The sequence below is a fragment of the Vibrio sp. 10N.286.51.C3 genome, from assembly GCF_003050065.1.
GTDB classification, from domain to species: domain Bacteria; phylum Pseudomonadota; class Gammaproteobacteria; order Enterobacterales; family Vibrionaceae; genus Vibrio; species Vibrio crassostreae.
Genome location: NZ_PIGC01000018.1, coordinates 97929 through 121901 on the forward strand (window position 1 = coordinate 97929; position 23973 = coordinate 121901).

Annotated in this window: 25 protein-coding genes; 8 read left to right on the plus strand and 17 right to left on the minus strand. The window is 44.0% G+C overall.

Translation table 11 applies throughout. From position 1 onward, the window contains the following. Positions 1-99: 99 nt before the first annotated feature. Complete coding sequence (locus tag CWO27_RS18335; protein ID WP_048658548.1) at positions 100-762, minus strand: DUF2726 domain-containing protein; 663 nt, start codon at positions 760-762, stop codon at positions 100-102. A 272-nt stretch (positions 763-1034) separates the two neighbouring features. On the opposite strand from CWO27_RS18335, the gene CWO27_RS18340 reads away from it, so the two are divergent. Next, the gene (locus CWO27_RS18340; RefSeq protein WP_048658547.1) at positions 1035-1220 is read left to right on the plus strand and encodes a hypothetical protein; all 186 of its coding nucleotides are present in this window, start codon (positions 1035-1037) and stop codon (positions 1218-1220) included. Between the two features lie 97 nt (positions 1221-1317). Here the strand turns inward: CWO27_RS18340 and CWO27_RS18345 are convergent, their stop codons facing one another. Next, a complete protein-coding gene (locus CWO27_RS18345; RefSeq protein ID WP_107899333.1) occupies positions 1318-3282 on the minus strand; it encodes a diguanylate cyclase in 1965 nt (654 codons plus the stop codon). A 259-nt stretch (positions 3283-3541) separates the two neighbouring features. Here CWO27_RS18345 and CWO27_RS18350 point away from each other — a divergent pair, with 259 nt between their 5' ends. Then, positions 3542-4648: a M20/M25/M40 family metallo-hydrolase gene (locus CWO27_RS18350; RefSeq protein ID WP_019824125.1), complete on the plus strand. Its 1107-nt coding sequence runs from the start codon at positions 3542-3544 to the stop codon at positions 4646-4648. 108 nt (positions 4649-4756) lie between these two features. Here CWO27_RS18350 and CWO27_RS18355 read toward each other — a convergent pair whose 3' ends face one another. Beyond that, positions 4757-5179: a DUF3859 domain-containing protein gene (locus tag CWO27_RS18355; RefSeq protein WP_048611912.1), complete on the minus strand. Its 423-nt coding sequence runs from the start codon at positions 5177-5179 to the stop codon at positions 4757-4759. Positions 5180-5257: 78 nt separating this feature from the next. Continuing rightward, positions 5258-5626 carry an ATP-binding protein gene (locus CWO27_RS18360; protein ID WP_102530324.1) on the minus strand — a complete coding sequence of 123 codons (369 nt, stop codon included), beginning with the start codon at positions 5624-5626 and terminating at the stop codon, positions 5258-5260. A gap of 275 nt (positions 5627-5901) precedes the next feature. On the opposite strand from CWO27_RS18360, the gene metA reads away from it, so the two are divergent. Together metA and pilW are read left to right on the plus strand one after the other, a co-directional pair. Next, the gene (gene metA / locus CWO27_RS18365) at positions 5902-6843 is read left to right on the plus strand and encodes a homoserine O-acetyltransferase MetA (protein WP_048658543.1); all 942 of its coding nucleotides are present in this window, start codon (positions 5902-5904) and stop codon (positions 6841-6843) included. 169 nt (positions 6844-7012) lie between these two features. After that, positions 7013-7780 carry a type IV pilus biogenesis/stability protein PilW gene (gene pilW, locus CWO27_RS18370; RefSeq protein ID WP_048658542.1) on the plus strand — a complete coding sequence of 256 codons (768 nt, stop codon included), beginning with the start codon at positions 7013-7015 and terminating at the stop codon, positions 7778-7780. 89 nt (positions 7781-7869) lie between these two features. On the opposite strand, the gene rlmF is transcribed toward pilW, so the two are convergent. Both rlmF and CWO27_RS18380 read right to left on the minus strand, forming a co-directional pair. Beyond that, a complete protein-coding gene (gene rlmF / locus CWO27_RS18375) occupies positions 7870-9192 on the minus strand; it encodes a 23S rRNA (adenine(1618)-N(6))-methyltransferase RlmF (protein WP_102432250.1) in 1323 nt (440 codons plus the stop codon). A gap of 4 nt (positions 9193-9196) precedes the next feature. Beyond that, positions 9197-9694 carry a YgjP-like metallopeptidase domain-containing protein gene (locus tag CWO27_RS18380; RefSeq protein ID WP_004734935.1) on the minus strand — a complete coding sequence of 166 codons (498 nt, stop codon included), beginning with the start codon at positions 9692-9694 and terminating at the stop codon, positions 9197-9199. A gap of 137 nt (positions 9695-9831) precedes the next feature. Here CWO27_RS18380 and CWO27_RS18385 point away from each other — a divergent pair, with 137 nt between their 5' ends. After that, a complete protein-coding gene (locus tag CWO27_RS18385; protein ID WP_016786183.1) occupies positions 9832-10068 on the plus strand; it encodes a glutaredoxin family protein in 237 nt (78 codons plus the stop codon). A gap of 87 nt (positions 10069-10155) precedes the next feature. Here CWO27_RS18385 and CWO27_RS18390 read toward each other — a convergent pair whose 3' ends face one another. Further along, positions 10156-11028 carry a LysR family transcriptional regulator gene (locus CWO27_RS18390; protein WP_102432251.1) on the minus strand — a complete coding sequence of 291 codons (873 nt, stop codon included), beginning with the start codon at positions 11026-11028 and terminating at the stop codon, positions 10156-10158. 110 nt (positions 11029-11138) lie between these two features. Here CWO27_RS18390 and CWO27_RS18395 point away from each other — a divergent pair, with 110 nt between their 5' ends. Beyond that, complete coding sequence (locus CWO27_RS18395) at positions 11139-12338, plus strand: MFS transporter (protein WP_102433237.1); 1200 nt, start codon at positions 11139-11141, stop codon at positions 12336-12338. Positions 12339-12423: 85 nt separating this feature from the next. After that, positions 12424-12990 (plus strand): DUF1415 domain-containing protein, encoded by a 567-nt coding sequence (locus CWO27_RS18400; protein ID WP_017096948.1) that lies wholly within the window; start codon positions 12424-12426, stop codon positions 12988-12990. Positions 12991-13006: 16 nt separating this feature from the next. Here CWO27_RS18400 and CWO27_RS18405 read toward each other — a convergent pair whose 3' ends face one another. Then, on the minus strand, positions 13007-14077 hold the full coding sequence (locus tag CWO27_RS18405; protein WP_102433236.1) for a sensor domain-containing diguanylate cyclase: 1071 nt from the start codon (positions 14075-14077) through the stop codon (positions 13007-13009). 209 nt (positions 14078-14286) lie between these two features. Here CWO27_RS18405 and CWO27_RS18410 point away from each other — a divergent pair, with 209 nt between their 5' ends. Further along, entirely contained in the window at positions 14287-14862 is a 576-nt protein-coding gene (locus CWO27_RS18410; RefSeq protein ID WP_048658535.1) for a nucleoside triphosphate pyrophosphohydrolase family protein, read from the plus strand. Between the two features lie 136 nt (positions 14863-14998). Here CWO27_RS18410 and CWO27_RS18415 read toward each other — a convergent pair whose 3' ends face one another. The 9 genes from CWO27_RS18415 to CWO27_RS18455 all read right to left on the minus strand — a co-directional run. Then, the gene (locus CWO27_RS18415; protein WP_048658534.1) at positions 14999-15487 is read right to left on the minus strand and encodes a GNAT family N-acetyltransferase; all 489 of its coding nucleotides are present in this window, start codon (positions 15485-15487) and stop codon (positions 14999-15001) included. 236 nt (positions 15488-15723) lie between these two features. Beyond that, complete coding sequence (locus CWO27_RS18420; RefSeq protein WP_107899337.1) at positions 15724-17160, minus strand: lytic polysaccharide monooxygenase; 1437 nt, start codon at positions 17158-17160, stop codon at positions 15724-15726. A 399-nt stretch (positions 17161-17559) separates the two neighbouring features. Then, positions 17560-17919 (minus strand): DUF6559 family protein, encoded by a 360-nt coding sequence (locus tag CWO27_RS18425; RefSeq protein WP_057622554.1) that lies wholly within the window; start codon positions 17917-17919, stop codon positions 17560-17562. A 58-nt stretch (positions 17920-17977) separates the two neighbouring features. After that, positions 17978-18736, minus strand: a complete 759-nt coding sequence (btuD, locus tag CWO27_RS18430) for a vitamin B12 ABC transporter ATP-binding protein BtuD (RefSeq protein WP_102433234.1) — start codon at positions 18734-18736, stop codon at positions 17978-17980. After that, positions 18723-19718, minus strand: a complete 996-nt coding sequence (btuC, locus tag CWO27_RS18435) for a vitamin B12 ABC transporter permease BtuC (RefSeq protein ID WP_048658530.1) — start codon at positions 19716-19718, stop codon at positions 18723-18725. Before btuC ends, btuD begins: the two co-directional genes overlap by 14 nt. A 133-nt stretch (positions 19719-19851) precedes the next feature. Continuing rightward, entirely contained in the window at positions 19852-20880 is a 1029-nt protein-coding gene (locus tag CWO27_RS18440; protein ID WP_102433233.1) for a succinylglutamate desuccinylase, read from the minus strand. A gap of 268 nt (positions 20881-21148) precedes the next feature. Then, on the minus strand, positions 21149-22945 hold the full coding sequence (locus CWO27_RS18445; RefSeq protein WP_102433232.1) for a M3 family oligoendopeptidase: 1797 nt from the start codon (positions 22943-22945) through the stop codon (positions 21149-21151). Positions 22946-23085: 140 nt separating this feature from the next. Then, entirely contained in the window at positions 23086-23703 is a 618-nt protein-coding gene (cobC, locus tag CWO27_RS18450; RefSeq protein WP_102433231.1) for an alpha-ribazole phosphatase family protein, read from the minus strand. Positions 23704-23712: 9 nt separating this feature from the next. Beyond that, positions 23713-23973, minus strand: a 261-nt coding sequence (locus CWO27_RS18455; protein WP_181359716.1) for a bifunctional adenosylcobinamide kinase/adenosylcobinamide-phosphate guanylyltransferase, incomplete at its 5' end; no start/stop codon positions are given.

A 23973-nucleotide genomic window follows, 5' to 3' on the forward strand; every position in this document is an offset into this window, starting at 1 on the left:
AACCGTTTGCTCTTATTCGCACCAATACGTTGAATTTTTAGACGTGAAACGTAAATAAAGTTGAGTTACATCACACTAAGTATTGAGTGTTGCTTTACGTTATTCCTCATCTACATCGAATACAACGTTGTAGTTTTCGGTATAGGTACAGTTAGGCTGGCGGCTACAAGTGAAGAATCGTCGGCCTTTGTAATCGCCTTGGCTTGCCAGTTTAATGATCATCGGGCTACCACATTTCTTACAAAATCGAACTTCTTTGGATGGTTCGATTAAATCAATGTGCGCTGCAAGTAACCTCTTCAAACGACTTACTTGGTAGCTGTGTTTAATCGAAGCACCAATCAAAGGTAAACCTGCCGATTTACAGACGTGAATCAGTAGCTTTTCGCGGTCGACCTTCCCTTTATTGAGCTCTTTACCGTTATCGAGTTCGATGATCACACGGGGTTCTAACGTTCGTGGGTCGCAGACGACAAAATCAAAGTAACTACGAGAGATCTTGTTGTTGGCGATAAACCAATTCTTCTTGTTGTTCGTCTTAGCAGGAACAAGTACGTTCGACATGCTGACTTTGGCAAACACTTCCCCATGGTTACCCACAGCGGATTTAAGCGCATTATAGAATGTCGCCTGTTGCGCCGACATCAACGCCCCTTTCTTCTGATAAGCATGGTCTTTGGTGTCATCATGTTTCACCACATACTTTTGAATAAAGTAAAAGAATACAACCAGAACAATTACAACGATAAAGATATTAGTCATTTTCCAACACAATCAAGTCTGTATAGGGATTAAGAGAGTGGCTAGCGTATGTAGAAAAGCATCACCTGGCAAGCAAAAGAGCGAGAGTTACCAACCAGAATCACGACCTTTGAGCGCTGCAATCACCGAGAGCTCGCTCCCACGCTAGACACATCTCTCCTATTTGATATTCAAATCATCAATTACACTCTAGATTGATTTAGATCAATTTACCTTAACTTGTGATCAACTAGTCTGAAAAACGTTAGGCAAATGTTAATAGGGAAATTGATATGGAACTCAAACAAGACCCAAGATGTTATACCGATGTATGTGTAGACGGTAAGTGGTTCCACTATGACCACTGCGGAACTCGAGCTTACATGTTAAAAGGTGGCGCTTCCGCTGTTATTGAACTAGCAAGAGAACCTTCTACAGAGGGCGAACTGGTTGAAATGCTGCAAGGCGTCGCAAAGTAAGTTAATACGTTCATCTATCACTGATACCAAAATTATCGCCTAGAAGTCATTCTTATCTAACCACGATCAGAATGGCTTTTTATTCCCAGATTAGAGATTAACTTTCAGCGATAACCACGCGGTTTCTACCTGCCTCTTTGGCTTGATACAGAGCATCGTCAGCAGCTTTAAGCGACTTCTTATAGGTTCCATTGTTAACTTGCTCTTGAGCGATGTTAATAGTGGCACCAATTGAACAGGTAAGACTCAACGTTCCAGCATGAGTATCAATGGGATGCTGGGCGATGGCTAGCCTGATGGTTTCTAGTTGTTGTTCTGGATCTTGAGAGCCTGAAAATAACAGAACGAACTCTTCCCCGCCCCAACGTGCAACAACATCATTTTTAAGTACTACCTGACCTAAACGCTTAGCCACTTCCACCAGCACTTGATCACCAACATCATGCCCGTAGGTGTCATTCACTTTCTTAAAGAAATCGAGGTCTAGAATCGCCAAACTCATTCCAAATTGGGTGTGACCGAATGGCATAGGTTGAGCTAGTAATTGTTCGAGATAACGCCTATTGAACAAGCCGGTAAGCTCACAAGTCGTTGATTGGGTTAACAAGGCGCTGTTCTTTTTTTGGATTGAACGCAATCGAATCATCAATAACAGTGCGCTAATACCCACCATAATGATCAATGCGACAACGATTCGATTCCTAAGCTGCTGCTTCTGCAGTAACAACTCATTCAGGTCTTTTTCCGTGTTGAGTAATTCGTTTTCTTTCGCGAGTGTCGCAGTCGCAAAGTCTTGTTCTAAAAGAAAGATATCACTCTGGCGCTTGTCAAAAAGCAGCGCTTTATTAGCTTTATAATATAGCTTGTAATAGTGTAATGCCTTATCAAGATTACCTTTTGATTCGTAATATTGAGCCAGCCTTTTTAATCCGAGTACCTTCCAATTTCGGCTGCCCACAACTTCAAAAATGTCGAACGCGCGTTGAAAATCTGCCAGGGTATCATCATCTTTATTCAGTCCGACTTTCGCCAACGCTCGGTTGAGGTAACACTGCCCATGTTGAAGCGTGTATTTCTCGACCCCAGGATAATGAATGCATCGATTCGTCACATTGAGTGCTGATTGGAATTCCCCTTCCGCAAGCAATACATCACTGTATGTTCTGAGCAATAGAACCTTGTATCGCGTACTTACTCTCTCACTATTCAGCTGCTTCGCTTTGTTATAAGCAATACGACCTTTTACGAGATCGCCACTGCTTAAATAGGTGAAGGCTTCGTTAATGTAGAGGATACCAATGGCCTCATCTTCGAGTAATCCGCTTTGATAATAGAGTTTTTTGGCTTTCTCAATGATCTTGAGTGCTTTCGGCCAATCTTCCAAATAGATGTAAAGCAATGCCATGTTAGACATGAGCTTGCTGTTATAAATATGCTTTGGGTACTTTTTCCCAAGTTGTATCCCTTGATGGAAAAAGTATTGAGCATCTTGTAGGTCGTTACGAACGTTATTGATGGCGCCCGCCGTATTATAGGCTTTGACCAACAGTTCTTCGTATCTTATGGACTCAGCTATATCGATTGCGGAACGAATTTGAACTTCAGAGGCAGCGAGTTCACCTTCTTTCAAATTCTCGATGGATAATTCAACAAGCGACTGGGCTTTCAACCACAACAAATCTTTGTGGTCAGCCAATTCTTTAAGCTGTTGAATGTATCTCATGACGGCTTCTGTATCTTGCTGATGATGGGCGACATTTGACAGAATCATCAGACGGTAAGCTTGGTAAATAGCTGAAGGTTTTGCAGGTGAAGTTTCTGCAAGCTCAGTAAGCTTTTGTTGCGCGAGAAGTGGATCACCGCGAGATAGCTCAAGCAGTTTGATTAACTGGAGCCCATATGCGGACTTAGCCAATTCGTTTTCTGGGGTGTAAGCAGCAGTGTTCGTTGATTGCGCATGACTTAGGTCGTCGTCCTGCAATGGGTACAACAAATAAAGCCCGAGTACGGCACTCATTGTCACAACGAGTAGAAAGGATCCTAAAACGTTGTTTTTATTCATGTATCAAGGCCGTTCCAAATTGAATTCTCATATCACTGCTGTTTATCTATATTAGAAACGCATTATACCCGAGCCCTAGACAGATTAAAATGTTGCCAGCTCGACGATATAAATAAGATTTTTCTAATTAAATAGCATAATCAGGCAACTTTCTTGATTTAACACAGGCATTCATCTCGCACATTGGCGTTATAGTGATTTTCCTGTTCCTATAGCCGTGACTTCTGACGAACGAGCGGAAACATAATGAGAATTAACAATGACCCAAATTAATGAACAACGTCTAGTCGACCATTTCTGTGATCTTGTGAAAATCGATAGTGAATCACGCAACGAAAAAGCCATCGCTGAAGCGCTGGCTGAGCAGCTAGGCGAACTAGGCTTTGACGTACACAAACTGGCAGTTCCGGAAGAAGTATCGAACGGTTTCAACATCTACGCACGTTTAGATGGCACACTTCCAGGTAGCACAGTATTCAGCTGCCACATGGACACAGTAACGCCAGGTATCGGCATTGAGCCAATCATCGAAGACGGTATCATCCGTTCAAAAGGCAACACGATCCTAGGCGGTGACGATAAGTCTGGTATTGCGGCTATCATGGAAGCGGTTCGCGTAATCCAAGCTGAAGGCCAAGCACACAAAACGATTGAAATCGCATTCACCGTATTCGAAGAAGGCGGTCTATTCGGTTCTCTGAACTTCGATATGTCTTACATCCAATCTGAGCACGCTATTGTGCTAGATACAGGCGGTCCGATCGGTACTATCGTAAATGCAGCACCTGGCCAACAAAAAATCGTTGCGAAGATCAAAGGTCGCCCTGCTCACGCTGGTTTAGCACCAGAAGAAGGCATCAGTGCGATTCAAGTGGCAGCAGACGCTATCACTAAGATGAACCTGCTTCGTATCGATGAAGAAACAACAGCAAACGTGGGTATTGTTGAAGGCGGTCAAGCAACTAACATCGTAATGCCAGAGCTTAAAGTCGTGGCTGAGGCTCGCTCTCTAAACGGTGAAAAACTAACAGCACAAGTTGAACACATGATCTCGACATTCGAAGAAAGCGCGAAACAGTTCGGCGCTGAAGTAGAAATCGAATCGACTCGTGCTTACGACGCATTCGTTATTGCAGATGATCACCCGCATATTCTTTCTATCAAATCAGCATTTGAGAAGCTTGGCGTAACAGCGAACACTAAACGCACTGGCGGCGGTAGTGATGCAAACAACTTCAACGCGAAAGGCCTAACAACAGTTAACCTTTCTACTGGTATGGCGAAAGTTCACACCACTGAAGAGTACATTGCAGTGAAAGACATGGTCGCTATAACTGAGTTTGTTGTGGCTTATGTAACGCAATAATCGAATCCATTAGTTAGGTAGTCACTTCTATCTAGCACAATGAAAAAAGCCGAGACATCATCACGATGCTCGGCTTTTTGCTGTTTAGGTGAACATGGAAGGTCGAACCTAAAACCCCCTACGCTTCCAGAATTGGCCTTCGTCTTTTGCTACTAGGTCGAATGTCTTGTCGGCGATGATGTTGCCTTTTAGCTCAACCGTCATACGCCATTTTCCTAGTTTGTTCGAGACAGGTGCCCAGATAGTGTCACCTAAGTAGAAATCCCAATCATTGTTGCCGACATACTCTTCACCATCGAACGGTTCGAGCACTTCACCTTTGTCTGTGGTGATGTTCGGGTGATAAATGCAGTAACGAATCTTCTCACCTTTGGCTTTTTTTATATTCAGGATATAGCCAAACTCCACGTCGATTTCAGCATCAACGATGGTGGTGAACTCTTGGATTTTTGGAAGATCTTTAGATTTGGAATCCCATGTGGAATAGATACCATAAGAAGTCATGTCGACCACAACAGAGCGCTTTGCCATTTCAATCGTTACCTTGGAGTTGTTCTATTAATTTAATTCTATTTACCATACAGCCATGCAAGCAGAGGAAAAACGAGGCTATTCTTGCCAATCTTTCGCCATACGCTTAATCACCGATGGTTCGATGTCGTGAATAGTGCCATATTGCTCTCGGCAGACTTCGATAATCAATTCTGCTTTATATTTGCGTGCTAGTTGGCGGTAAGCCTTCATTTCCCAGTGCTTAATAAAGGTATTTGAGACCACGACATCAAAACCTTGCTTTAGACCATTTTCAGCCGTGTTTTGGCACCACTCATGTGCCTGTTGCAGCTGTCTAGGGTCAAAGTGATATTCACCTTGCTCATTCACATAATACATATCGGCTTCAACGTGTAACGCATCGTAGGTTTTGGCTTTTGTTGACTTGCCCGAACCAGGCAACCCTCGAATGAGTATTAACTTCATCTGTCACTTTACAGGCTAATTCGAAAGCTCAAGTTTATCTCAAATACTAACGAGTTTCTCTGATAACTGCCTTTGCTCAATATCCGAAAACCAAGTACTTACACTCGACTCAGACAACCACTGAATGCTATGAGACTCCCCTCTGTGCCCGTGGATTGCTTCTGATAGAAAACACAAATAATTTACATCTATCCATTTTGCATATCGACAAGCGTATCAAACTACTATAGATTTAGATGTATAGACGTCTACATATCTAGCTTAGGGAGAAAGCTGTGCCTATTCGCATTCCAGACCAATTGCCAGCATCCGATGTTCTTCGTGAAGAAAACATCTTCGTTATGCCGTTATCAAGAGCATCGACACAGGAAATTCGTCCACTTCGAGTCTTGATCCTCAACCTAATGCCGAAGAAGATTGAAACCGAAACTCAATTCTTACGCCTACTATCAAACAGCCCATTGCAAGTGGACGTAGAGCTGCTGCGCATTGATGACCGACCGAGCAAAAACACACCGACTGAACACCTTGATAACTTCTACCGCCAATTTGAAATGGTCAAAGGAAGAAACTTTGATGGATTGATCATCACTGGCGCGCCGCTTGGCTTGGTTCAATTTGAAGATGTTATCTACTGGGATCACCTGAAAACCATCATGGAATGGGCAAACAAGCACGTTACTTCAACGCTATACGTATGTTGGGCGGCTCAGGCTGGTTTGAAGTTATTGTATGATTTGCCAAAACGCACTCGTAAAGAGAAGCTGTCTGGTGTTTATAACCACGAGATACATAACCCATACCATCCTATTCTGCGTGGCTTCGACGATACATTTTTGGCACCGCACTCTCGCTATGCGGACTTCTCTCAAGAGTACTTAGCTGAACATACCGACCTTGATGTTCTTGCGACTTCTGATGTTGCGGGTGTATATCTAGCAGCGACCAAAGATAAACGAAACGTGTTTGTAACGGGCCACCCTGAATACGACTCCCATACACTTCACAATGAATACATTCGTGATTTAGGTGAAGGCATGGAGCCTGTTATTCCAATCAACTATTACCCGAACAACAATCCAGACAACAAGCCTGTTGCAAGCTGGCGTAGTCATGGCCACTTGTTATTCTCTAACTGGCTAAACTACTGCGTTTACCAACAAACGCCTTATGATCTGGAGCATTTCAGCGAAGACAACTTTACCAAAGACGATTAAGTTCTCTCTTCCGATTCACAAACACATAAAGCCGTGTTCAATAGGTTGTTGATAAGACTCCAAATTGGACGCGGTTTTTTTATGGTGGTTGAGTCGCATTCCATAATAGATTTACCACTTCAATGGGTTTGATTTCATATGATGGGTTGGTGTTCATAAGGAGCTTCACATGCCTGCCAAGCCGTCATTCTCAAATCCGATTTCGTTGCACCGCCCCCTTTCGTTATCAAGTTTGGTACTACTCACCTCGCTTTCGTTGGTCGGTTGCGTCTCTGTCACTGAAGGACCACCAAAAATTGAAAGCGATCCTATTGCGATGTCTGAATCTCGAATCGAATTAGGTTTGGGCTATATGGGACAAGGCAATATGGTAAGAGCGCGTGAAAATCTTGAGCTGGCTATCAAGCACGCACCTAGCTACTACCGTGCTCGACTTTCAATGGCGCATTACTACGAACAAGTGGGCGAAGTAGACGAAGCGAGAACCACTTACCGCAAAGCACTCAGTCTCGATTCTAGAAACGGTAATGTATTGAACAACTACGGTACATTTTTGTGTAAACAGGGCGAATACGAACAAGCCGACAAGTACTTCAATCGAGCCATCGACCAACCCTACTACTACTTGGTGTCTGCAAGTTATGAAAACGCGGCATTTTGCGCATTTAAGGCTGGCAATACTGACCAAGCGAAGTACTACTTCACTCGCGCCATTGACCATGACCCAAATCGAGTAAAGTCGATATTACAGCTTTCTAAAATCGAAGTAAGTGAAGCCGATTACAATGAGGCTCGACTTCGTTTATTCAAATTCCACCAGCGTTATGGCTATCAAATTCCATCACTTCAAATCTTGGTCGATCTCGAAAACAAAGCCGGGAACAGAGCCCTAGAGCAGAAATATCAGAGTAAGTTAGATGAGTTGCTTTCTGCTTAGCGAATATGCAAAACACAAAAAACGGGCTTGTTGCGTTAACAACAAGCCCGTTCATAATTTCGACTTAATATCTTAATTAAGTGCAGTCGTTACTTAAGCGCGATCCACTCTTGTCTTTGTTCATCGTCCATAAAGGTCCATGCGATAAAACGACTCACCTTCTGGCCTTGCGACATCTCGACAACTTTCACTTGTTTAGCTCGTAGCTTACCCAGCTCTGAACGAACCATATCGACGTTATCTTTCTTAGAGATCAATGTCGTAAACCACAAAACTTGAGTAGCAAAAAGCTGGCTCTCTCTCGCCATTTTCATGATGAAAGCAGCTTCGCCACCCGGGCACCAAAGCTCGGCTTTTTGACCACCAAAGTTTAAGGTTGGTTTATCTTGCTTAGTTGATTTATCTAACTTAACTGGCTTCTTATTCGTTTCTGGCTTAAATGACTGACCTGCCTTCTTAGCACGGTTCGCCGCTAGGTTATCCAGTTTACGTTGTGACCCCTTTTCCGCTTCTTCAAGGGAGCTGTGGAATGGAGGGTTACAAATAGTGACATCGTAACGTTCATTATCCTTAATCACGCCCTTAAAGATAGATTCAGAGTCAGCTTGTAGGCGAGCTCGGATCTTACCTTTTAGATTAACGTTGCTTTCCGCAATGAAGTTCGCTGTTTTGATGGAAACAGGATCAACATCTGTACCTGTGCAACGCCATTTGTATTCCGTGGTGCCAATGATTGGGTAGATACAGTTTGCACCAACACCAATATCTAATGCTTTCACAGACGCGTGGTTATATGGTTCGCCTTGGCCATCGCTATTAAGGATGTCGGCCACTCTGTGAATGTAGTCTGCACGCCCAGGAATTGGCGGGCACAAGTAACCAGCAGGAATATCCCAATGTTTAACGCCGTAGTGGTGTGCTAACAAAGCTTTGTTGAGCAGCTTAACGGCCAATGGATCAGAGAAGTTAATGGTGTCTTCTCCTACTGGGTTCTTGATCAGGTGCTCTTTTAGCTCAGGCAACGAGGCAACCAACAACTCAAAGTCATAACGACCAGTGTGCTGGTTTCTTGGGTGTAATCCACCTTGAGGTTTTTCAGAAGAACGTCTTTTCTGAGCTGCGTTCTTGTTAAAAGCCGTTTTATTAAAAGAACCCTTATTTGATGATCCTTTATTCGCGCCCTGCTTCCCTTTGCTATCTTTTGCAAAAGGTCGCTTTGCTTTGTTATTGCCCGTACCTTTCGGTGCACTACTCTTGCGGCTTTTATCTGATGTGTTCTTTGTAGAAATACGCTTGTCGCTGCTTGGCTTAGCTGTACTTGGCTTAACATCAGCTTGATTGTCTTTTGTTTTTGCTGATGAAGTACTGTTTTTCGACAGGCTTAGCGTCTTTCTATTTTGTGATTGGCTCATTGGGCTACTTCTTTAAATCTAAATACATCATGAATAAACGGGCATCCAACTCAAGTTGATGATATTCCGGTTCCATGTGACAGCATAGTTGGTAAAAGGCTTTGTCGTGCTCTTTCTCTTTGATATGCGCCAGTTCGTGTACCACCAGCATTCTAAGTAAAGGTTCTGGTGCATTTTTAAAAACACTGGCAATACGAATTTCATTCTTTGATTTGATCTTTCCACCGTGATTCTTCGCAACGTAAGAATGAAGACCTAACGCATTATTGATTAGGTGTATCTTGCCGTCGTAAATCACTTTGCTGATCGGTGGTGTTTTTTTCATGTAGCGATTTTTTATCTCAATCGCATAGTCAAACAGGGCTTTCTCGCTTTTTATTTCATGATTCTTTGGGTAGCGAGCTTCAAACCAAGGCACCAATTTACCCGACTCGACAAGTTGAGTCACAGGATCAAGAATGTGCTTAGGATAGCCTTGAATATAGCGTAAAGAAGGATGCATGCTGAAAGACCGTACAAGTTACACCACGACAATACGTTGTGGTCTTGAAAATTGAGCCGCATAGTGTAACTGATCACACTTTTCTAATCACCTAGGATTCGTTACACTTTAACGAGATTCACCAAGAGAATGAAAAAATGAAACGTGTTGTATTGTACGTCGCAGACAAATGCCCGCACTGTAAGGATGCCCAAAGGTATTTAGACTCTAAGAAAATTGTTTACCGCCTGACGAATGCAAAGATGCAGCGTGGCCGTAAAGAGTTACAGGCGATGGGTGCTCGCTCTATCCCAGTGCTTAAGATCGGCGATCAAGTGATGGTCGGTTGGAATCAGAAGAACTTCGATAAGATGTATAACTCAAAGAACACATAACGTGGTTTAGAGACTTATATTTCTACAAACAAAGCCCGAATGTCCAACCAAGGATGTTCGGGCTTTGTTTATTTATATCTGACTTAATCACACATAGCGCTTCACGAAATCAATAAAGGTTCTGTCTGCCTTCGAAAGATATCCTTCCTTTCTCCAAGCCAAAGAGAGGTTCAGTTTCACAGGGTCTTTGAATGGCACGCCGACAACATCTTCCTCGTACTCTGTCACTAAGCTGAGTAGTGCGGTAATGGCGAACTCTCGCTTCACTATAGAAAGAATCATCGGGAGCAAGTTGGTTTCGAACGCGATGGTCATGTCTAGGTTGTACTTTTTGCAGGTCGCATCGATAAAGTCACGGTGGAAATAACCCGACTTGAACATGATGAGTTCTTGAGCGAAAAACTCTTCAAAGGTGATGGATGCTTGCGTTGCCAATGGGTGATCTTTACCAACGACGGCTAACATTTCAGAACTCAATAGATGATCAGTTTCGAGGTCGTCAGGCACGTTTTCATGATTAATCACGCCGATATCAAGCTCACCGTTTAATAACATTTCACGAATCGAAGCAGTACCAGCATCTATAATCGTCAGTTTTAGGTTCGGGTATTGGCTCTTGAATGCCATCACCACCTGTGGGAAAAAGTAACTCCCCATCATGCTTGGAGCGCCTAACCGCACTTCTCCTTTCTCCAACCCCTTTAACTCGTCCATTGCGAGTTGAGCATCATCGAACTGTTGAGCAATCCTCTTGGCGTGTTCGAACAATACTTTTCCCTCTTCCGTTAATGTTACGGATTTATCTCCTCGACGGAAGAGAATCAACTCAAGCGTCTGTTCGAGTTTTTTAATAGAAATACTCAATGCAGGCTGTGCGATATGCAGCGCTTTGGCGGCCTGGGTGAAGTTACCAAACTGCGCAACAGCCAGAAAATGTCGAAGTGGTTTTGATTCAAGCATGGCGATATATTAAATATATAGAGGTGATATTTTTAATATATTTCTTTAATTGCACTTGTACTGATAACTTGTTCACAAATAGCTTACTAACTCGTGCAGGCACAACGTAAATGTTTGATAAAGGCAGTCCTCAATACAAACGCATCACCCAATCATTGGCGATTGGCTCGTTTATCATTTTCTGTAACCTTTACCTCTTTCAGCCAATCTTGCCGCACATGGCGGAGCACTTCCAAGTATCTGAAACTCAAATCAACTGGCTGTTTGCCGCGACAACACTTGGGCTTTCCATCAGCTTGGTGCCTTGGGCGATCGCTTCTGAAACCTTCGGTCGAAAACCCATCATTCTGTTCAGCTTATTTGCTATCCCGCTAATCGGGCTGAGCATGGTGTTCACAACCACTCTACTGCAACTTGTTATTGCCCGAGCATTCATGGGAATCGCAGTCGCTGCTTTTGCGGGCGTGGCGGTTGCCTATATGGTCGAAGAGTTATCACCCAAAGCATTCGCAGTCGCGATTGGAGGATATATTGCGGCTAATTCTTTAGGTGGCATCTTCGGGCGTGTATTGGGTGGCTTGATTACGGATTATTTCGACTGGCACGCAACGGTTTTGTTTTTCGTTGTCGGATCTTTGCTTGGCGCGCTCTATATCGCCTTTAGATTGCCTGAACAACAAAACTTCAAACCACAGAAAGGGTTGTTCTTTCATCATAACCGCTCGGTTGTGATGCACTTAAGAAACCGTACCTTGTGGCTCGCGATGTTGATTGGTGGTGCTAACTTCGCGTTGTTCGTTAACCTGTATTCGGTAATGGGCTTTAGGCTAGTATCTGCGCCTCACTCTGTGCCAGTGGGTTTAGCTTCGCTTATATTCCTATGTTACTTGGCCGGAACGGTAAGCTCTAAGCTCTCCAACAAATGGACACTTCGCTTTGATCCGTTAAACGGTATATTGATGGGCGTATGTATTAGCCTGATTGGGATGCTAATCTCTGCCGTCGATAAAGTCCCGTTCATGTTAGCTGGCTTGTTATTGATTAGTGGCGGTGCATTCTTCGCCCACACTCTTGCCTACTCTTGGGTGAGCCAAAAAGCACCGAGCGCCAAAGCGACAGCAACGGCACTTTACTTAGTCCACTACTACATAGGTGGCAGTTTAGGAGGCTTCTTACTCCTATATTGCTGGCAACTGTTCGGTTGGAATGGCGTGATTGCAGGTGGCTCGATCTTCTATGTCGCGATATTTGCTTGGGTCTACCAGTTAAAACAGCGCCAAGTATCGGCGTCCAAACTCGCACAAGCATAAGTACGACTGAGGTTGTAACTCAATTATTGCTTTTGATTAACGTCCGTTCTGATATCCTACGCAAAATTTCATTTCGGAACCTGTTATGTCGAACACTCAAAGCACAGATCTTCAAACCATCCACGACCAAGTAAAACAGTGGTTAGACGATGTCGTTATTGGCCTAAACCTGTGTCCATTTGCAGCCAAGCCACAACGTAATAAACAGATTAAGATCTTTGTGAGTGAAGCGAATACGGAAGAAGCGTTGTTGGAAGACATCATGACGCATTTCGTAGAGTTAGATAACACACCAGTCGCTGAACTAGAGACGACTCTGGTTGTGGTTCCTAACATGCTGCAAGATTTCTTCGATTACAACATGTTCATTGATTGGATTGAAGCGCTGATCAAGCAAGAAGATTGGGAAGGCGTTTACCAAGTGGCAACCTTCCACCCAGACTATTGCTTTGGCGGTGCAGATCCAGAAGACGATGAAAACCTAACGAACCGTTCTCCGTATCCGGTTTACCATTTGATTCGTGAAGCGAGTATGGAAAAGGTGTTGAAGCACTACCCTAACCCTGAAGCGATTCCTGATACCAACATCGCGAGAGTTGAGTCTTTAACGCCGGAAGAACGTCGTAAGCTATTCCCTTACCTGTTCAGTTAATCTCTAACATGCTGGCTCATATTCCTGAGCGCTCTTGATGATATGGACGAGAAAGAAACTGATCTCGTCCATTTTGTTTCGCAATGTACAGACATTCATCGGCAACTTTGATTAGCTTATCTAACGCCGACATCCTTTCCCCTTTGGTATCCCCTGTACTCAACTCAAAATGACACGCACCGATTGATATAGTAACAGGCTTTCTATCCAGCGTGATTTTCTTCATCTCTTGCAAAAGAGTCATGAACTTATCTTCTATACAACTTGGTGTTTTATTTGGGTACCAAAGAATAAACTCTTCACCACCAAAACGCGCCACAAACTCACCCTCTTGAGTGTTATTACTTAGCACGTTCGCCACTTTCTTTAAGACAACATCACCCATTTGGTGGCCATAAGTGTCATTGACCTGTTTAAAGAAATCGATGTCGACAACTGCCAAGGTTCCTTTTCCTAAAGAGCCTTTTAACTGCTCGACTTCCGCATTCAACGTTTTGAACAAGCAACGTCTATTTGGTAAATGTGTCAAAGGATCGTACATAGCTTGGTACTCTAACTTCTCATTGAGCTCTTTGAGTTTTCGTTCTTGTTGTCTTCTAACCAGCTCTACTTCGATCCATGAGGCCATTAACCTCATCACGTCGATATCGAACTCTTTGAACTCACGATGATAAGGCTCTGGGCTTGAAAAGTTTAAGGTGCCATAAAGCTCATCATTAACGAAAATGGGAATACCAATGTATGACTCCAAACCAAAAGACTGATAGGCAGGATGAGTCGCATACTTATCGTGTTTACCACAATGCTCAATGCAGATAGGACCAATCGATTTACAAGTAATTTCGCAATAAGTCGAACGATAATCGAAGGTGTCACCGCTATTGAGTTCTACCCCTTCAGGTGTAACGCAGTGCTCAACTAAATAAGAATTACCATCGACTTTCGATAAGATACCAATATCAAGGTTGAAGCGTTCAAGCCCCATAATAAGCAGCTGAGCGATCTGAATATCGAAGCCCTTTCGATAATCATTGGTGATTTGATACAAACGGCGTATAACAATTTCGCTTTCACTGGCTTGGTACATAACGGAGATCCCACTGCTGACGAGATAAATGACAACACCAATATTGAGGTTATTACTAATAAAGGGCAGAAAACATAATAATCAATCGGTTTGTATGCAAAATACCTCATTGGTCCAATGAATAAAAGTCGACTTCTTCGACTTTGCGTTAGCACCCTATTCCGAGCTTGGATAAAATAATCCATTAACGAAACAGAATGGATAGGAAAATGAACCTTTCTCAACTAAGCCAAGAAATCTACGATCACCTTTACCGCGACATTGAAGAGTTCCGCAGTACTTTTGATCTGCCTGTTGCTGCTCCTGAAACAATGGACGAAAAAGGCGATACGCTACATACCTCTCTAGCGATCGAAGAACTAACAGAACTTGCAGAAGCTGACTCTAAAATCGAACAAGCGGACGCTATTGTAGACAGCGTTTATGTTTTGATGGGACGTTTAGTCCACCTTGGTCAGTCGAAAGTAGAAGACAACCTAGCAATCAGCTACCTGATCGACCTACTGTTGAATGTTTCTAAAAACCGCTCAATCGACTTCTTGCCTTGCTGGGACGAAGTACACTCAAGCAACATGAGCAAAGTATGTCGCAACGAAACAGAATACGCTGAAACAGAAGCTTTCTATGCTGAGCAGAACATCAAACTGATGGCTGTTCAAAAAGGCGAATACATCATCGCGAAGTGTGCGGAAGATTTCGTATCTGAAGGCAAGACAGTTCGCCAAGGTAAAGTACTAAAATCAGTACACTACCGCCCAGCGAACCTTGAGCCTCTAACGGCTTAAGTAAGGCTACAACTGAAACACTTTAAAGCCTCAGTTGACTGAAACCGAAAACGCCACGTTATTTTAACGTGGCGTTTTATTATCTATTAGAAAACTCTAGCTGTGTTAATTGGAGCCGTGTATTAGAAGCAGAACACTATACCAGTCGAGCCATGTGATAAGCCGCCACATATTCGCCATTTCTAAAAGCGAACCCTGCTGACTCACCTTCAATCACAAAACCAAACTTCTTATATAGGCTGATGGCTCTTTCGTTATCGGTATAGACGGTGAGTTCCATTCGCTTGATGTTAATCCAGTTATCACACAAATCGATTGCTGTTGCGAGCAGTTGGCTACCAACACCTTTGCCTAGTACATCATCTTTAACACCCATACCAAATGAAGCGACATGTCGTCTCCTTGGGTTCACACACACTTCCATTCCCAAGTTGCCAACAATCTCATCGTCAATCATTGCGACATACGAGTACACGTTGTCGGGAATATTAGAGATTCGTTTCTGCCAGCTTTCCAGAGATGGATTTGGGAGTTGCAGCGTACCGGTATAAGCATTAGTGCATTCGTAAACTTCTTTGATTCCCTTTGCATCTGACGGTTCAGACCGTCTCACTATAATACTCATCGCAACTCCTAATATTTCTTCGCTAAATATGAAACACATCCTCAATGTGCACCTAGACACACTAACAAATAGTAAATATTTAACAATAGATTAGATGAAATTGTTTTTATTGGGGCTGACGTGAGGAATGTATCTGGATGTTCTGAAGAAGTAAATTCGTAGAATCAAGGTTAGTTAAACTCGAGGTCATTAGATATGGGCACCTCAGGTGTGCCCATATCGTGAAACCTATGGAGTTATTGAGCTGGACGCCAAACGCCCCATTTGTCATTTTCGTAGGTCGCTTTAGGGTTTGTACCACCTTGAACCCACCATTGCGCTTTCCATGACTGGTTCGAGTAAGTCACGACTTCGCCACCAAGGTAAGTCGCTGATGAGTCCCAAGTGCCATTGTCTGGGTCAGGAGTCGGATCAGGGTCTGGTGTCACGCCACTGCCATCAGCAATCACTTCGAACGTGAAGGTTTCAACACTGTCGTTTTCAATTGAGCTAGCCATAAACGATAGAGTTTCGTTTGCAGTGATGCCAGCGGTATCAACTACGATAGAAGCCGTGCCGTTATTCTGGATGCTTACTGAAGAACCTTGAGTTTGAGTCAATGTCGCCGCTTCGCTTGTTGCAATCACAACTTTATCACCAGCATTCACAACATTGTCACTCTTCACTAGCTCGTAGATGTCACCTTTCAGTGGTTCAACACCACCGTCGCCACCATCAATCAGCGTTAACTGACCAGAAGCACGGCTATCTTTTGAGTTGAAGAAGTTACGTGAAGGATCGTTTTGGAAGTACATGTAGTGCTGCATTTCAGCGTGCCAGTCACCAATGAAGATCGCGCCATCTTTAAACTCTTCATGCCAACCATTGATTTCTGAAGCCAACAAACGAGCCCAATCGTTAATGTTTGAAGCATCGATGACGATGTCGAAGCTACGCGCTACTTCACCATACTTGTTGATGATGTCGTACTTAACTGTATCACCAACTTCTGGCGTTCCAAATTGGTCTGAAACAAACAGATCACCACGCACTAGATCGGGCTCTGGACCCGGCTCTGGTGGAGGGGTTGTGCCACCCGCGACAGTGATGTCTGAACAGTTGTAGAAGCCTTCGCCCGCAGCATCATCACGTTGCCAGCGAACGAATAGAATCGCATCGCCAGAACGGTCTGAAGGGATAGTGACGTTAATGCGGTACTTACCACCATTAACCGGAACGTTACCCTCTTCTTGGATAAGCTCTAAGTCTCCCCACGCTAAGCCTTTGCTTAGGTCTGCGTTTGGTTTCGTTAGGTAGAACTCCCAAAAAGAAGGGTTGTGTGGCGCAGTCGCATTGAATACATATTCAAACGTACCAGTATTTAGTTCAGTACGAGTCCAACCAGTATGAGGCGCACCCATACCGCGTTTTTGCGAATCATTGGCGTAACATAACGTGCCGTCAGGAATCGCCGCTTTTACAGCATTGATATTATTGAAATCCTGAACATTTTTAGCGTATTCGTTACGTTGAACAAACGGATATGAACCAGAAATGTCTTTTGCTTGAGCACACGCAGCATTAGGTGGTGTACCCGACCAGATTCCGCCTTGCTCGTAACACGTGTTCTGACGCGCACTTGGAAATTCAGACCAACCATGAGCATTTGCCACTGAAGGCACACTCGATAGCATAGCCATGCCTACTGCTACTTTTAGTATATTATTATTTATTGTTGTCACTTTCCCACTCTCTATTATTTTACCCTGCACATCACATCAATTGGTCACTTACCAATCAAAATTGCACTTCGAGGGTTTATAGTTTTTATTTGAAGAACAACGAAAAATATATACGTCAATTTTATCAATGACAGCGGGTTTTATATTGATAGGAATCAGAGTCACACAACTCAAAGAAATGCGTTGTCGATAGATGATGTTGCTTCGAATTATCGGGTCTCAGTATTCCGTCTTGATTGACGCAACATTATTCAAAGTGAATAAAAAAGCGGCTTAATGATTAAGCCGCTTTCAATATATACATTAAGTATGCTGCACGAGTTGTACACAAGTTGAGTAATGAGAAGGTAGTTAATAACGGCTATGCATGCCCATACGATGCGACATGTCATCGTCCATACGACCGCCCTTCCAACCGCCGCCACCCAATAGATTGAGTACATCTCGCGCTGTGTAGTCTTCTCCACCGAAGAAGTCATTAGACACATCATTACGTAACAGCTGGATAGTGGGAGCCAATTCAACAGCAAGGTCTTTTGGATCCGCAAACAAGGCTAAAGCAATCTGTTGTTGGCGCTTGCTCAGTTCATTAGAGCTCGTCTCAACCTGTCCAATCGAGAAGAAATCACGGCTTCCGTAGCTCTTCACCATTTTTGCAGACAGAAGCTTAATTACTTTTTTGATCCTTCGTCTTTGGATGTATCTAAACATGTTTGCTTCCTTTACTAACTCGCCTTAAACCCAATGATCAGCTTAACCAATTAGTCTTTTAACCAAACAGCAGATAGGTTTGATTATCGACTGAGATACTTTTGACTTCAGTGTTGAACACGGACTCTAGTTGTTCTGGAGTAAGCACTGCTGTAGCGCTACCTGATGCTTGCAGTACGCCCTTATCGAGCAGCAACACTTGGTCTGCGTGTCTTAGGGTTCTGTTCAAATCATGGTTAGCCATGATAACTGCGATCCCCTTCTCTGCTACTCGTTCAATGAGCTTGTACAACAAGGCTTCTTGAGCAATATCCAACGGAGCGGCAGGTTCATCGAGGATCAGCAGCTTCGCGTAGGGGTTAAGTGTCGGCCAAATTTGCAGGCACATTCCCGCCAAACGAACGCGTTGCCATTCACCACCAGACAGTGTCTGAATTGAACGATGAAGTTTGTCTGCAATGTCTAACATCTGGCTAATTTCTTCCAAAGCTGCGTTGATTTCAGCCTCAAGGCCATGCGATGAACTTGGCAATGACAACGCAAGGTATTGGAACACTTCCAAGTTAAAGGCTGGCCTTGCGCTTTGGCACAAATAAGCACGATGCAATGATAAATCTTGTAGCGACAATTCCGACAAATCCTGCCCGTCGATCTTTATATCGCCTTTGTAACCATCACCAATGCCAGATATCGCTTCGAGTAAGGTACTTTTACCGCTGCCATTCGGGCCGATAACATGAGTCACCTGCCCTTGCTTGAGCTCAAATGATAGTGGTAATAAACGAGCGCCGACGCTCAGGCTCTTAATTTGAATCATGATTTTTAATTAACATCCAAATGAAGATAGGCGCACCAATACTGGTGGTCATCACACCCAAAGGCAGCTCTGCGGAATCTAATAAGGTTCTTGCACAGATATCAGCAAATACCAGCAATGCAGCACCAGCAACGGCAGACAAAGGAAGCAGATATTTGTTATCAGTACCAATCGCTAAACGCAATAAGTGTGGCACAACCAAGCCAACAAAGCTGATCACGCCACCTAAGGCAACCGCGCAGCCGACTAAAATTGAGACAGCAAAGATTAAACGCCAACGTAATCTCGGAACATTCACGCCTAACTGTGCGGCATGCGTTTCGCCTATCATCAGTTTGTCTAGTTTGCTGCCTTGCAAACACAACCAGATAATAACGGGGATCATCACTAACGTGAGCGAGTGTTGGTACCAAGTTACACCACCCAAGCTACCCATCAGCCAATACATCAACAAGCGTAGACTTAAGTCATCACTAAAATAGAACGCCCATGTCACCATCGCGCCAGAAAGAATGCCTAATGCAACACCCACCAGCAGTAATTTAGCCGTGGTGAGTCGCATCGTTTTTACCATGCTCACCAGTATCACGGTGAAACAGAGCGAGCCTAAAACCGCAGCAATCATGAACAGTTCTGGAGTCGGCGCAAACGGCAAGAAGAACAGCACAATCACCATGGCGAGGCTTGCGCCCCCAGAAATGCCGAGTACTCCTGGCTCTGCTAATACGTTGCCTAATAAGACTTGTAAGCTTGCGCCAGATACAGCTAGCCCTGCTCCGATCGCAATCGCTGCTAATAATCGAGGTAAGCGTAAATCAATCAGTAGTTTTTGTTCTAACGTGGACAAGGTGTCCAGAGGGGAAATGAAGAGATCGCCAACCATTAGGTAAATCGCACTCAGCGTGACAAGCAGTGCTGTCATCAGATAAATGGCTCGGGTCCATTTGCGCTGTTTTTGGTGAAGAAGTTGTTGGAAATCCATATCAAGCTACTTTGAAATTGTTCGCGTAACCTTACCTGTATCCCTAAATAAACTCAAGGCTCACACCGTAATGTGAACCTTGATATTTCAACCAGTTGAGCGGTTGTTTTCGTTGCTATAACTCGACTCGGTATTAATCGTACACAAGCTGACCGTGGTCGAATCGTGTTTCAACTTCGCACACCATTAAGGCCGCTCGTTGACCGATAGCCACGTTACGATTTGGGAATACCACTGCTTCGTTTTCATTCTTCGCCATCAATGGCTTATCACCATCATGACCAAACACTTCTCCGTGCTTGAACGCGGTAAAGTTCTCCACGTCATCAGAGAACATGAAATCAAAGTCATCGTGCAAACGAACAATCGTTCGGCTTACGCGATATGTAATGGTTTTCTTCGGCAAATGCTCTGGTTCTATTTCAGCAATCAGATTGCGCATTGCCAAATCGAAAGCAGTTAGCTTATCAAGTTGGTTCTCACCAATTCTTGCTACCTGCCCTAACTCCATTGTCAGTGCTTGCGCTTCGAAGTTTTCGGCGCTGTACCAACTGAAAGTGCTCGTTGGCGCATTCGATAACAACACAGCTTCAACGTGAGCACTGTTAATGAAGTCGAACAAAGCTTTGCTGCGAACTTCGTGGCGAACCTTAGGGCTTACGGCGAAAGAGTAATGCTTAGACAAACGGATCGCACAGTGCAGATCTAAGTGCCAACGAGTGGCAGGTACCGTTTCTTTGTAAAACTCAGTCACCAAGTACTTAAGGTTCTTCGCGATATCCACTTCTCGGTTGCTTTCGTGCTGTTTTTCATCAAACAGACGGTTCATATTCACATCAAGAAAACGAGTATGCGCGTTGGTTGCTTCCGGGTGAGCAATGATGAATAAACATCTTGCTGTCATTACTTGGAAGCCTGTTTCAATATCTTCAATGAGCTTATCAATCAGCTCCATTGGTGAAGTTTCGTCGCCATGAACACCTGTTGAAAAGATGATATTCTTGGTTTCAGAATTGTACTCTGCGGGAATCACTTCCAATACACCGCGTTGATGAAGCTTAATTTGAACACCGTTACTCAGTACGGTCTGTCCTGCAACCACTTCTTGCTCAAGATCTAGGCTGTCAAAAAGAAATGATTGGCGAAAGAGGGTCTTCGTCATGCGCTACTCCTTAATTGCACGGCCGTATGTTAATAAATTGTACATAGAAATTGTGTTGCTAGGATCGCACTTATCAATAGAAACTCCGTTATCACTCACAAATACTACCCATATATTTTTGTATTACCTGCTGATTTTACTAACCGACATCTGTTCCAAATAACTTTCTCTATTTAGAGCAGCTTTTGGTTGTCTCAGGTCATCTCAGCAAGATAAGAGCCACGTAAGCTAACACAGCTCTTACCTGCCATGAACAGATTGAGATCAATTAATCTTCCTGATCGAGCAATCTTTCAAATTCATCGATTTGAACTTTGACCATGTCGATGCTTTGTTGCCAAAAATCCGCTTGAGTCAGATCCATACCAAGGTGCTTTTGAACGACTTCTTCCGCCATCATGCTGCCTGTATCACGAAGCAACGACACGTAATCGCCGTAAAATTGCTCGCCTTTCGCATCTCGCTGAGCATAAACACCTTTACTGAATAGGTAACCAAACAAGTATGGGTAGTTGTAGAAGCTTACTTGAGAGATGCTGAAGTGCAGCTTGCTCGCCCAGAAGTAAGGGTCGGCTTCTGTCATTGCATCGCCGTACCACTCTTTCCAAGTCGTTTCCATCAAGTCACACAGCTGCTGAGCCGTTAGCTCACCTTTTTCACGCTGCTCGTAGAAAGCTTTTTCAAACTCAAAACGCACAGGAATGTTCACCATTAATGCCAAAGAAGAAGAAAGCTCTTCCCATAGCATTTCAAGTTTCTCATTGCGTGTTTTTGCTTGCTTCAATAGATGGTCACGAACGATGTTTTCAGCAAAGATCGAAGCCGTTTCTGCTAGCGTCATTGGGTAGCGTGTTTGACACAACGGCATGTCTTTCATCACCCAGTTGTGGAACGCGTGGCCTAGTTCGTGCGCCAATGTCATTAAATCTGAGCGGCTACCGCTCCATGTCATGAACACAAGAGGTGTGCGTGTCGCAGCAAACTTGGTGCAGTACGCACCTAGACGTTTGTTCGCAGCTGGAGCTGCATCAATCCAACCGTTCTCAACCATCAAAGCGACAAAATCAGCCATCTCTGGATTCACTTCAGCGAACGCAGTTTTGATCACTTCGATCGCTTCATCAAATGGGTAAATCTTAGATTCAGCGTCACCGAGTGGTGGCATTGCTGCTAGATGATTCCAAGGCTTCATTTCATCTAAGCCGTGAACTCTTGCCATCAACAAACCCGCTTTCTGGCCAACCGTTCGATTAGCTTTTGCTACCGACATCATGGTGTCTAACGTTTCTGGCACAATGCGGCTACCGTGTAGGCTTGGAGCAAGGAAATGCACATCGCTAATTTTCGAGCGCTTTTTGTTTTCCGTTAGTCGCCAACCCGCCAATGCATTTAGAATCGAAGCGAACGACTCTTGATGCGTTTTCATTGCGGCTTGAACCGCGCGCCATGCCGGCTCTTGTTTGTCGAATTCGCTGCCGTATAACAGGCTCGCGGCTTGTGAAAAACCTAGAGCTTCCTCTTCACCGTCCAGCTTTAGCGACAGTTTTAAAGAACCGGTTAGGTTATCGTATAAACGACCCCATCCGTCACGCCCATCAACCTTCATAGCTGCCAATAACTGCTCTTCAGCAACACTGAGTCGACTGCTTGATAACTTACGTGAGCTTTCGATAGCAAAGCGTTGTCCTGCTACATCTGCGCTGTCATGCTCTAATACGGCATCAATAAATTCTGGTTCTGCGTGAATTAGCGTGTCTTCGTAAGGGCTGAACGCTTGAGACATTTCAGAGTTCAGCTTCGCAACACGACCAAGCAGTGCTTTCGCTTCTGTGTGTGTCGCGTCAACCGATGCGTGGCAATTAGCGAAAGTGTTGATCGTGCTGAGTAACGTGCCTGCCGCTTCTGAAGTCTGAATCGCGTTTTGCATCGCTAAAATTATGTGACGCTTTTCAACGTGTAAGTTCAACAGCTCAATACACTGCTGAATGAGTTCAATGTCCTGTTCGATTTTTGCATCATTAAGATCGCTGTAAGCAATGCTTAGATCCCAACTCGGTGTTGTCATGACTAAATTCCTTTCACGTAGGTAGTAATACCAATCAGGTATAACGGCTGTGAACGCCGCTTTATATTTCGATCTATTAGATCTGTGTCTATTTACAGATCTAATAGATTGTTAATTCTCAAACTGTGTTTTTTGAACACTCAGAGAACAGGCAGCCCTATCGATTTAACGCTGATAAAACTCTGTGCAAACTGAGTGATTTGAATATGAGTTATCGACGCGTTTTCTATCGATAACTTCGAGTACAAACTCGGATTTTTCCAATCGATATCAAGGCAATGCGCTAACAGAATGCGAATCACACCACCATGAGTAACCAACAATATATTGTCACTTGGATTGTTCAAAAGTTGCGACCAAGCTTGAGTTACTCTGTCGTGGAACCTCTGTAAACTTTCTGCGCCAGTCAATTGATGATTTGCTGGGTTTTGCCAAAAGGTTTCTAGCATTCCCCACTTGTCTTCAAGTTCATCAAATGGGACACCATCGACTTCACCGAAGTTCATTTCCTGAAAGCCAGGTGCAATCGACAAAGGCACAGACATACGCTCTGCATACAAGCTCGCGAGATCACCACATCGTCTTAATGGCGAGGTAACCACGCTATCAAAGGTAATGTCTTGTGTAGCAAGCGCCTGACATATCTGTTCTTGAAGCTCAGGGCTCACCAATACATCAGATACACCATTCAGTGCAGCTTTTCCTTCGACTTTGCCATGTCTTAGCAGATAGATGTTTTTGGTTGTTCCATTGACCATGTGCGTGACCTAGGCTTGAGTATCAAGCAAGTGATTGGATGGTTTTAAGCTCAGTGGTAACCCTGCTGCGACCAGAGTGACTCGTTCAACAACGCGAGCTAGTGATTGGTTCATGCGTCCCGCATTGTCTACAAACAAGCGCGACACTTTACCCAGCGGCACGACACCTAAGCCGACTTCGTTAGAGACCATGATAATTTGCGCCGGACTGTGCTCGACGCTTTTGACCAATACTTCAACCACGGCTTCAACCTGTTCATTGGTTGCATC

Coding starts and splice junctions, on each gene's coding strand:
- CWO27_RS18335 (WP_048658548.1), bottom strand. CDS start 762: ATGACTAATATCTTTATCGTTGTAATTGTTCTGGTTGTATTCTTTTAC.
- CWO27_RS18340 (WP_048658547.1), top strand. CDS start 1,035: ATGGAACTCAAACAAGACCCAAGATGTTATACCGATGTATGTGTAGAC.
- CWO27_RS18345 (WP_107899333.1), bottom strand. CDS start 3,282: ATGAATAAAAACAACGTTTTAGGATCCTTTCTACTCGTTGTGACAATG.
- CWO27_RS18350 (WP_019824125.1), top strand. CDS start 3,542: ATGACCCAAATTAATGAACAACGTCTAGTCGACCATTTCTGTGATCTT.
- CWO27_RS18355 (WP_048611912.1), bottom strand. CDS start 5,179: ATGGCAAAGCGCTCTGTTGTGGTCGACATGACTTCTTATGGTATCTAT.
- CWO27_RS18360 (WP_102530324.1), bottom strand. CDS start 5,626: ATGAAGTTAATACTCATTCGAGGGTTGCCTGGTTCGGGCAAGTCAACA.
- pilW (WP_048658542.1), top strand. CDS start 7,013: ATGCCTGCCAAGCCGTCATTCTCAAATCCGATTTCGTTGCACCGCCCC.
- rlmF (WP_102432250.1), bottom strand. CDS start 9,192: ATGAGCCAATCACAAAATAGAAAGACGCTAAGCCTGTCGAAAAACAGT.
- CWO27_RS18380 (WP_004734935.1), bottom strand. CDS start 9,694: ATGCATCCTTCTTTACGCTATATTCAAGGCTATCCTAAGCACATTCTT.
- CWO27_RS18385 (WP_016786183.1), top strand. CDS start 9,832: ATGAAACGTGTTGTATTGTACGTCGCAGACAAATGCCCGCACTGTAAG.
- CWO27_RS18390 (WP_102432251.1), bottom strand. CDS start 11,028: ATGCTTGAATCAAAACCACTTCGACATTTTCTGGCTGTTGCGCAGTTT.
- CWO27_RS18395 (WP_102433237.1), top strand. CDS start 11,139: ATGTTTGATAAAGGCAGTCCTCAATACAAACGCATCACCCAATCATTG.
- CWO27_RS18400 (WP_017096948.1), top strand. CDS start 12,424: ATGTCGAACACTCAAAGCACAGATCTTCAAACCATCCACGACCAAGTA.
- CWO27_RS18405 (WP_102433236.1), bottom strand. CDS start 14,077: ATGTACCAAGCCAGTGAAAGCGAAATTGTTATACGCCGTTTGTATCAA.
- CWO27_RS18410 (WP_048658535.1), top strand. CDS start 14,287: ATGAACCTTTCTCAACTAAGCCAAGAAATCTACGATCACCTTTACCGC.
- CWO27_RS18415 (WP_048658534.1), bottom strand. CDS start 15,487: ATGAGTATTATAGTGAGACGGTCTGAACCGTCAGATGCAAAGGGAATC.
- CWO27_RS18420 (WP_107899337.1), bottom strand. CDS start 17,160: ATGCTATCGAGTGTGCCTTCAGTGGCAAATGCTCATGGTTGGTCTGAA.
- CWO27_RS18425 (WP_057622554.1), bottom strand. CDS start 17,919: ATGTTTAGATACATCCAAAGACGAAGGATCAAAAAAGTAATTAAGCTT.
- btuD (WP_102433234.1), bottom strand. CDS start 18,736: ATGATTCAAATTAAGAGCCTGAGCGTCGGCGCTCGTTTATTACCACTA.
- btuC (WP_048658530.1), bottom strand. CDS start 19,718: ATGGATTTCCAACAACTTCTTCACCAAAAACAGCGCAAATGGACCCGA.
- CWO27_RS18440 (WP_102433233.1), bottom strand. CDS start 20,880: ATGACGAAGACCCTCTTTCGCCAATCATTTCTTTTTGACAGCCTAGAT.
- CWO27_RS18445 (WP_102433232.1), bottom strand. CDS start 22,945: ATGACAACACCGAGTTGGGATCTAAGCATTGCTTACAGCGATCTTAAT.
- cobC (WP_102433231.1), bottom strand. CDS start 23,703: ATGGTCAATGGAACAACCAAAAACATCTATCTGCTAAGACATGGCAAA.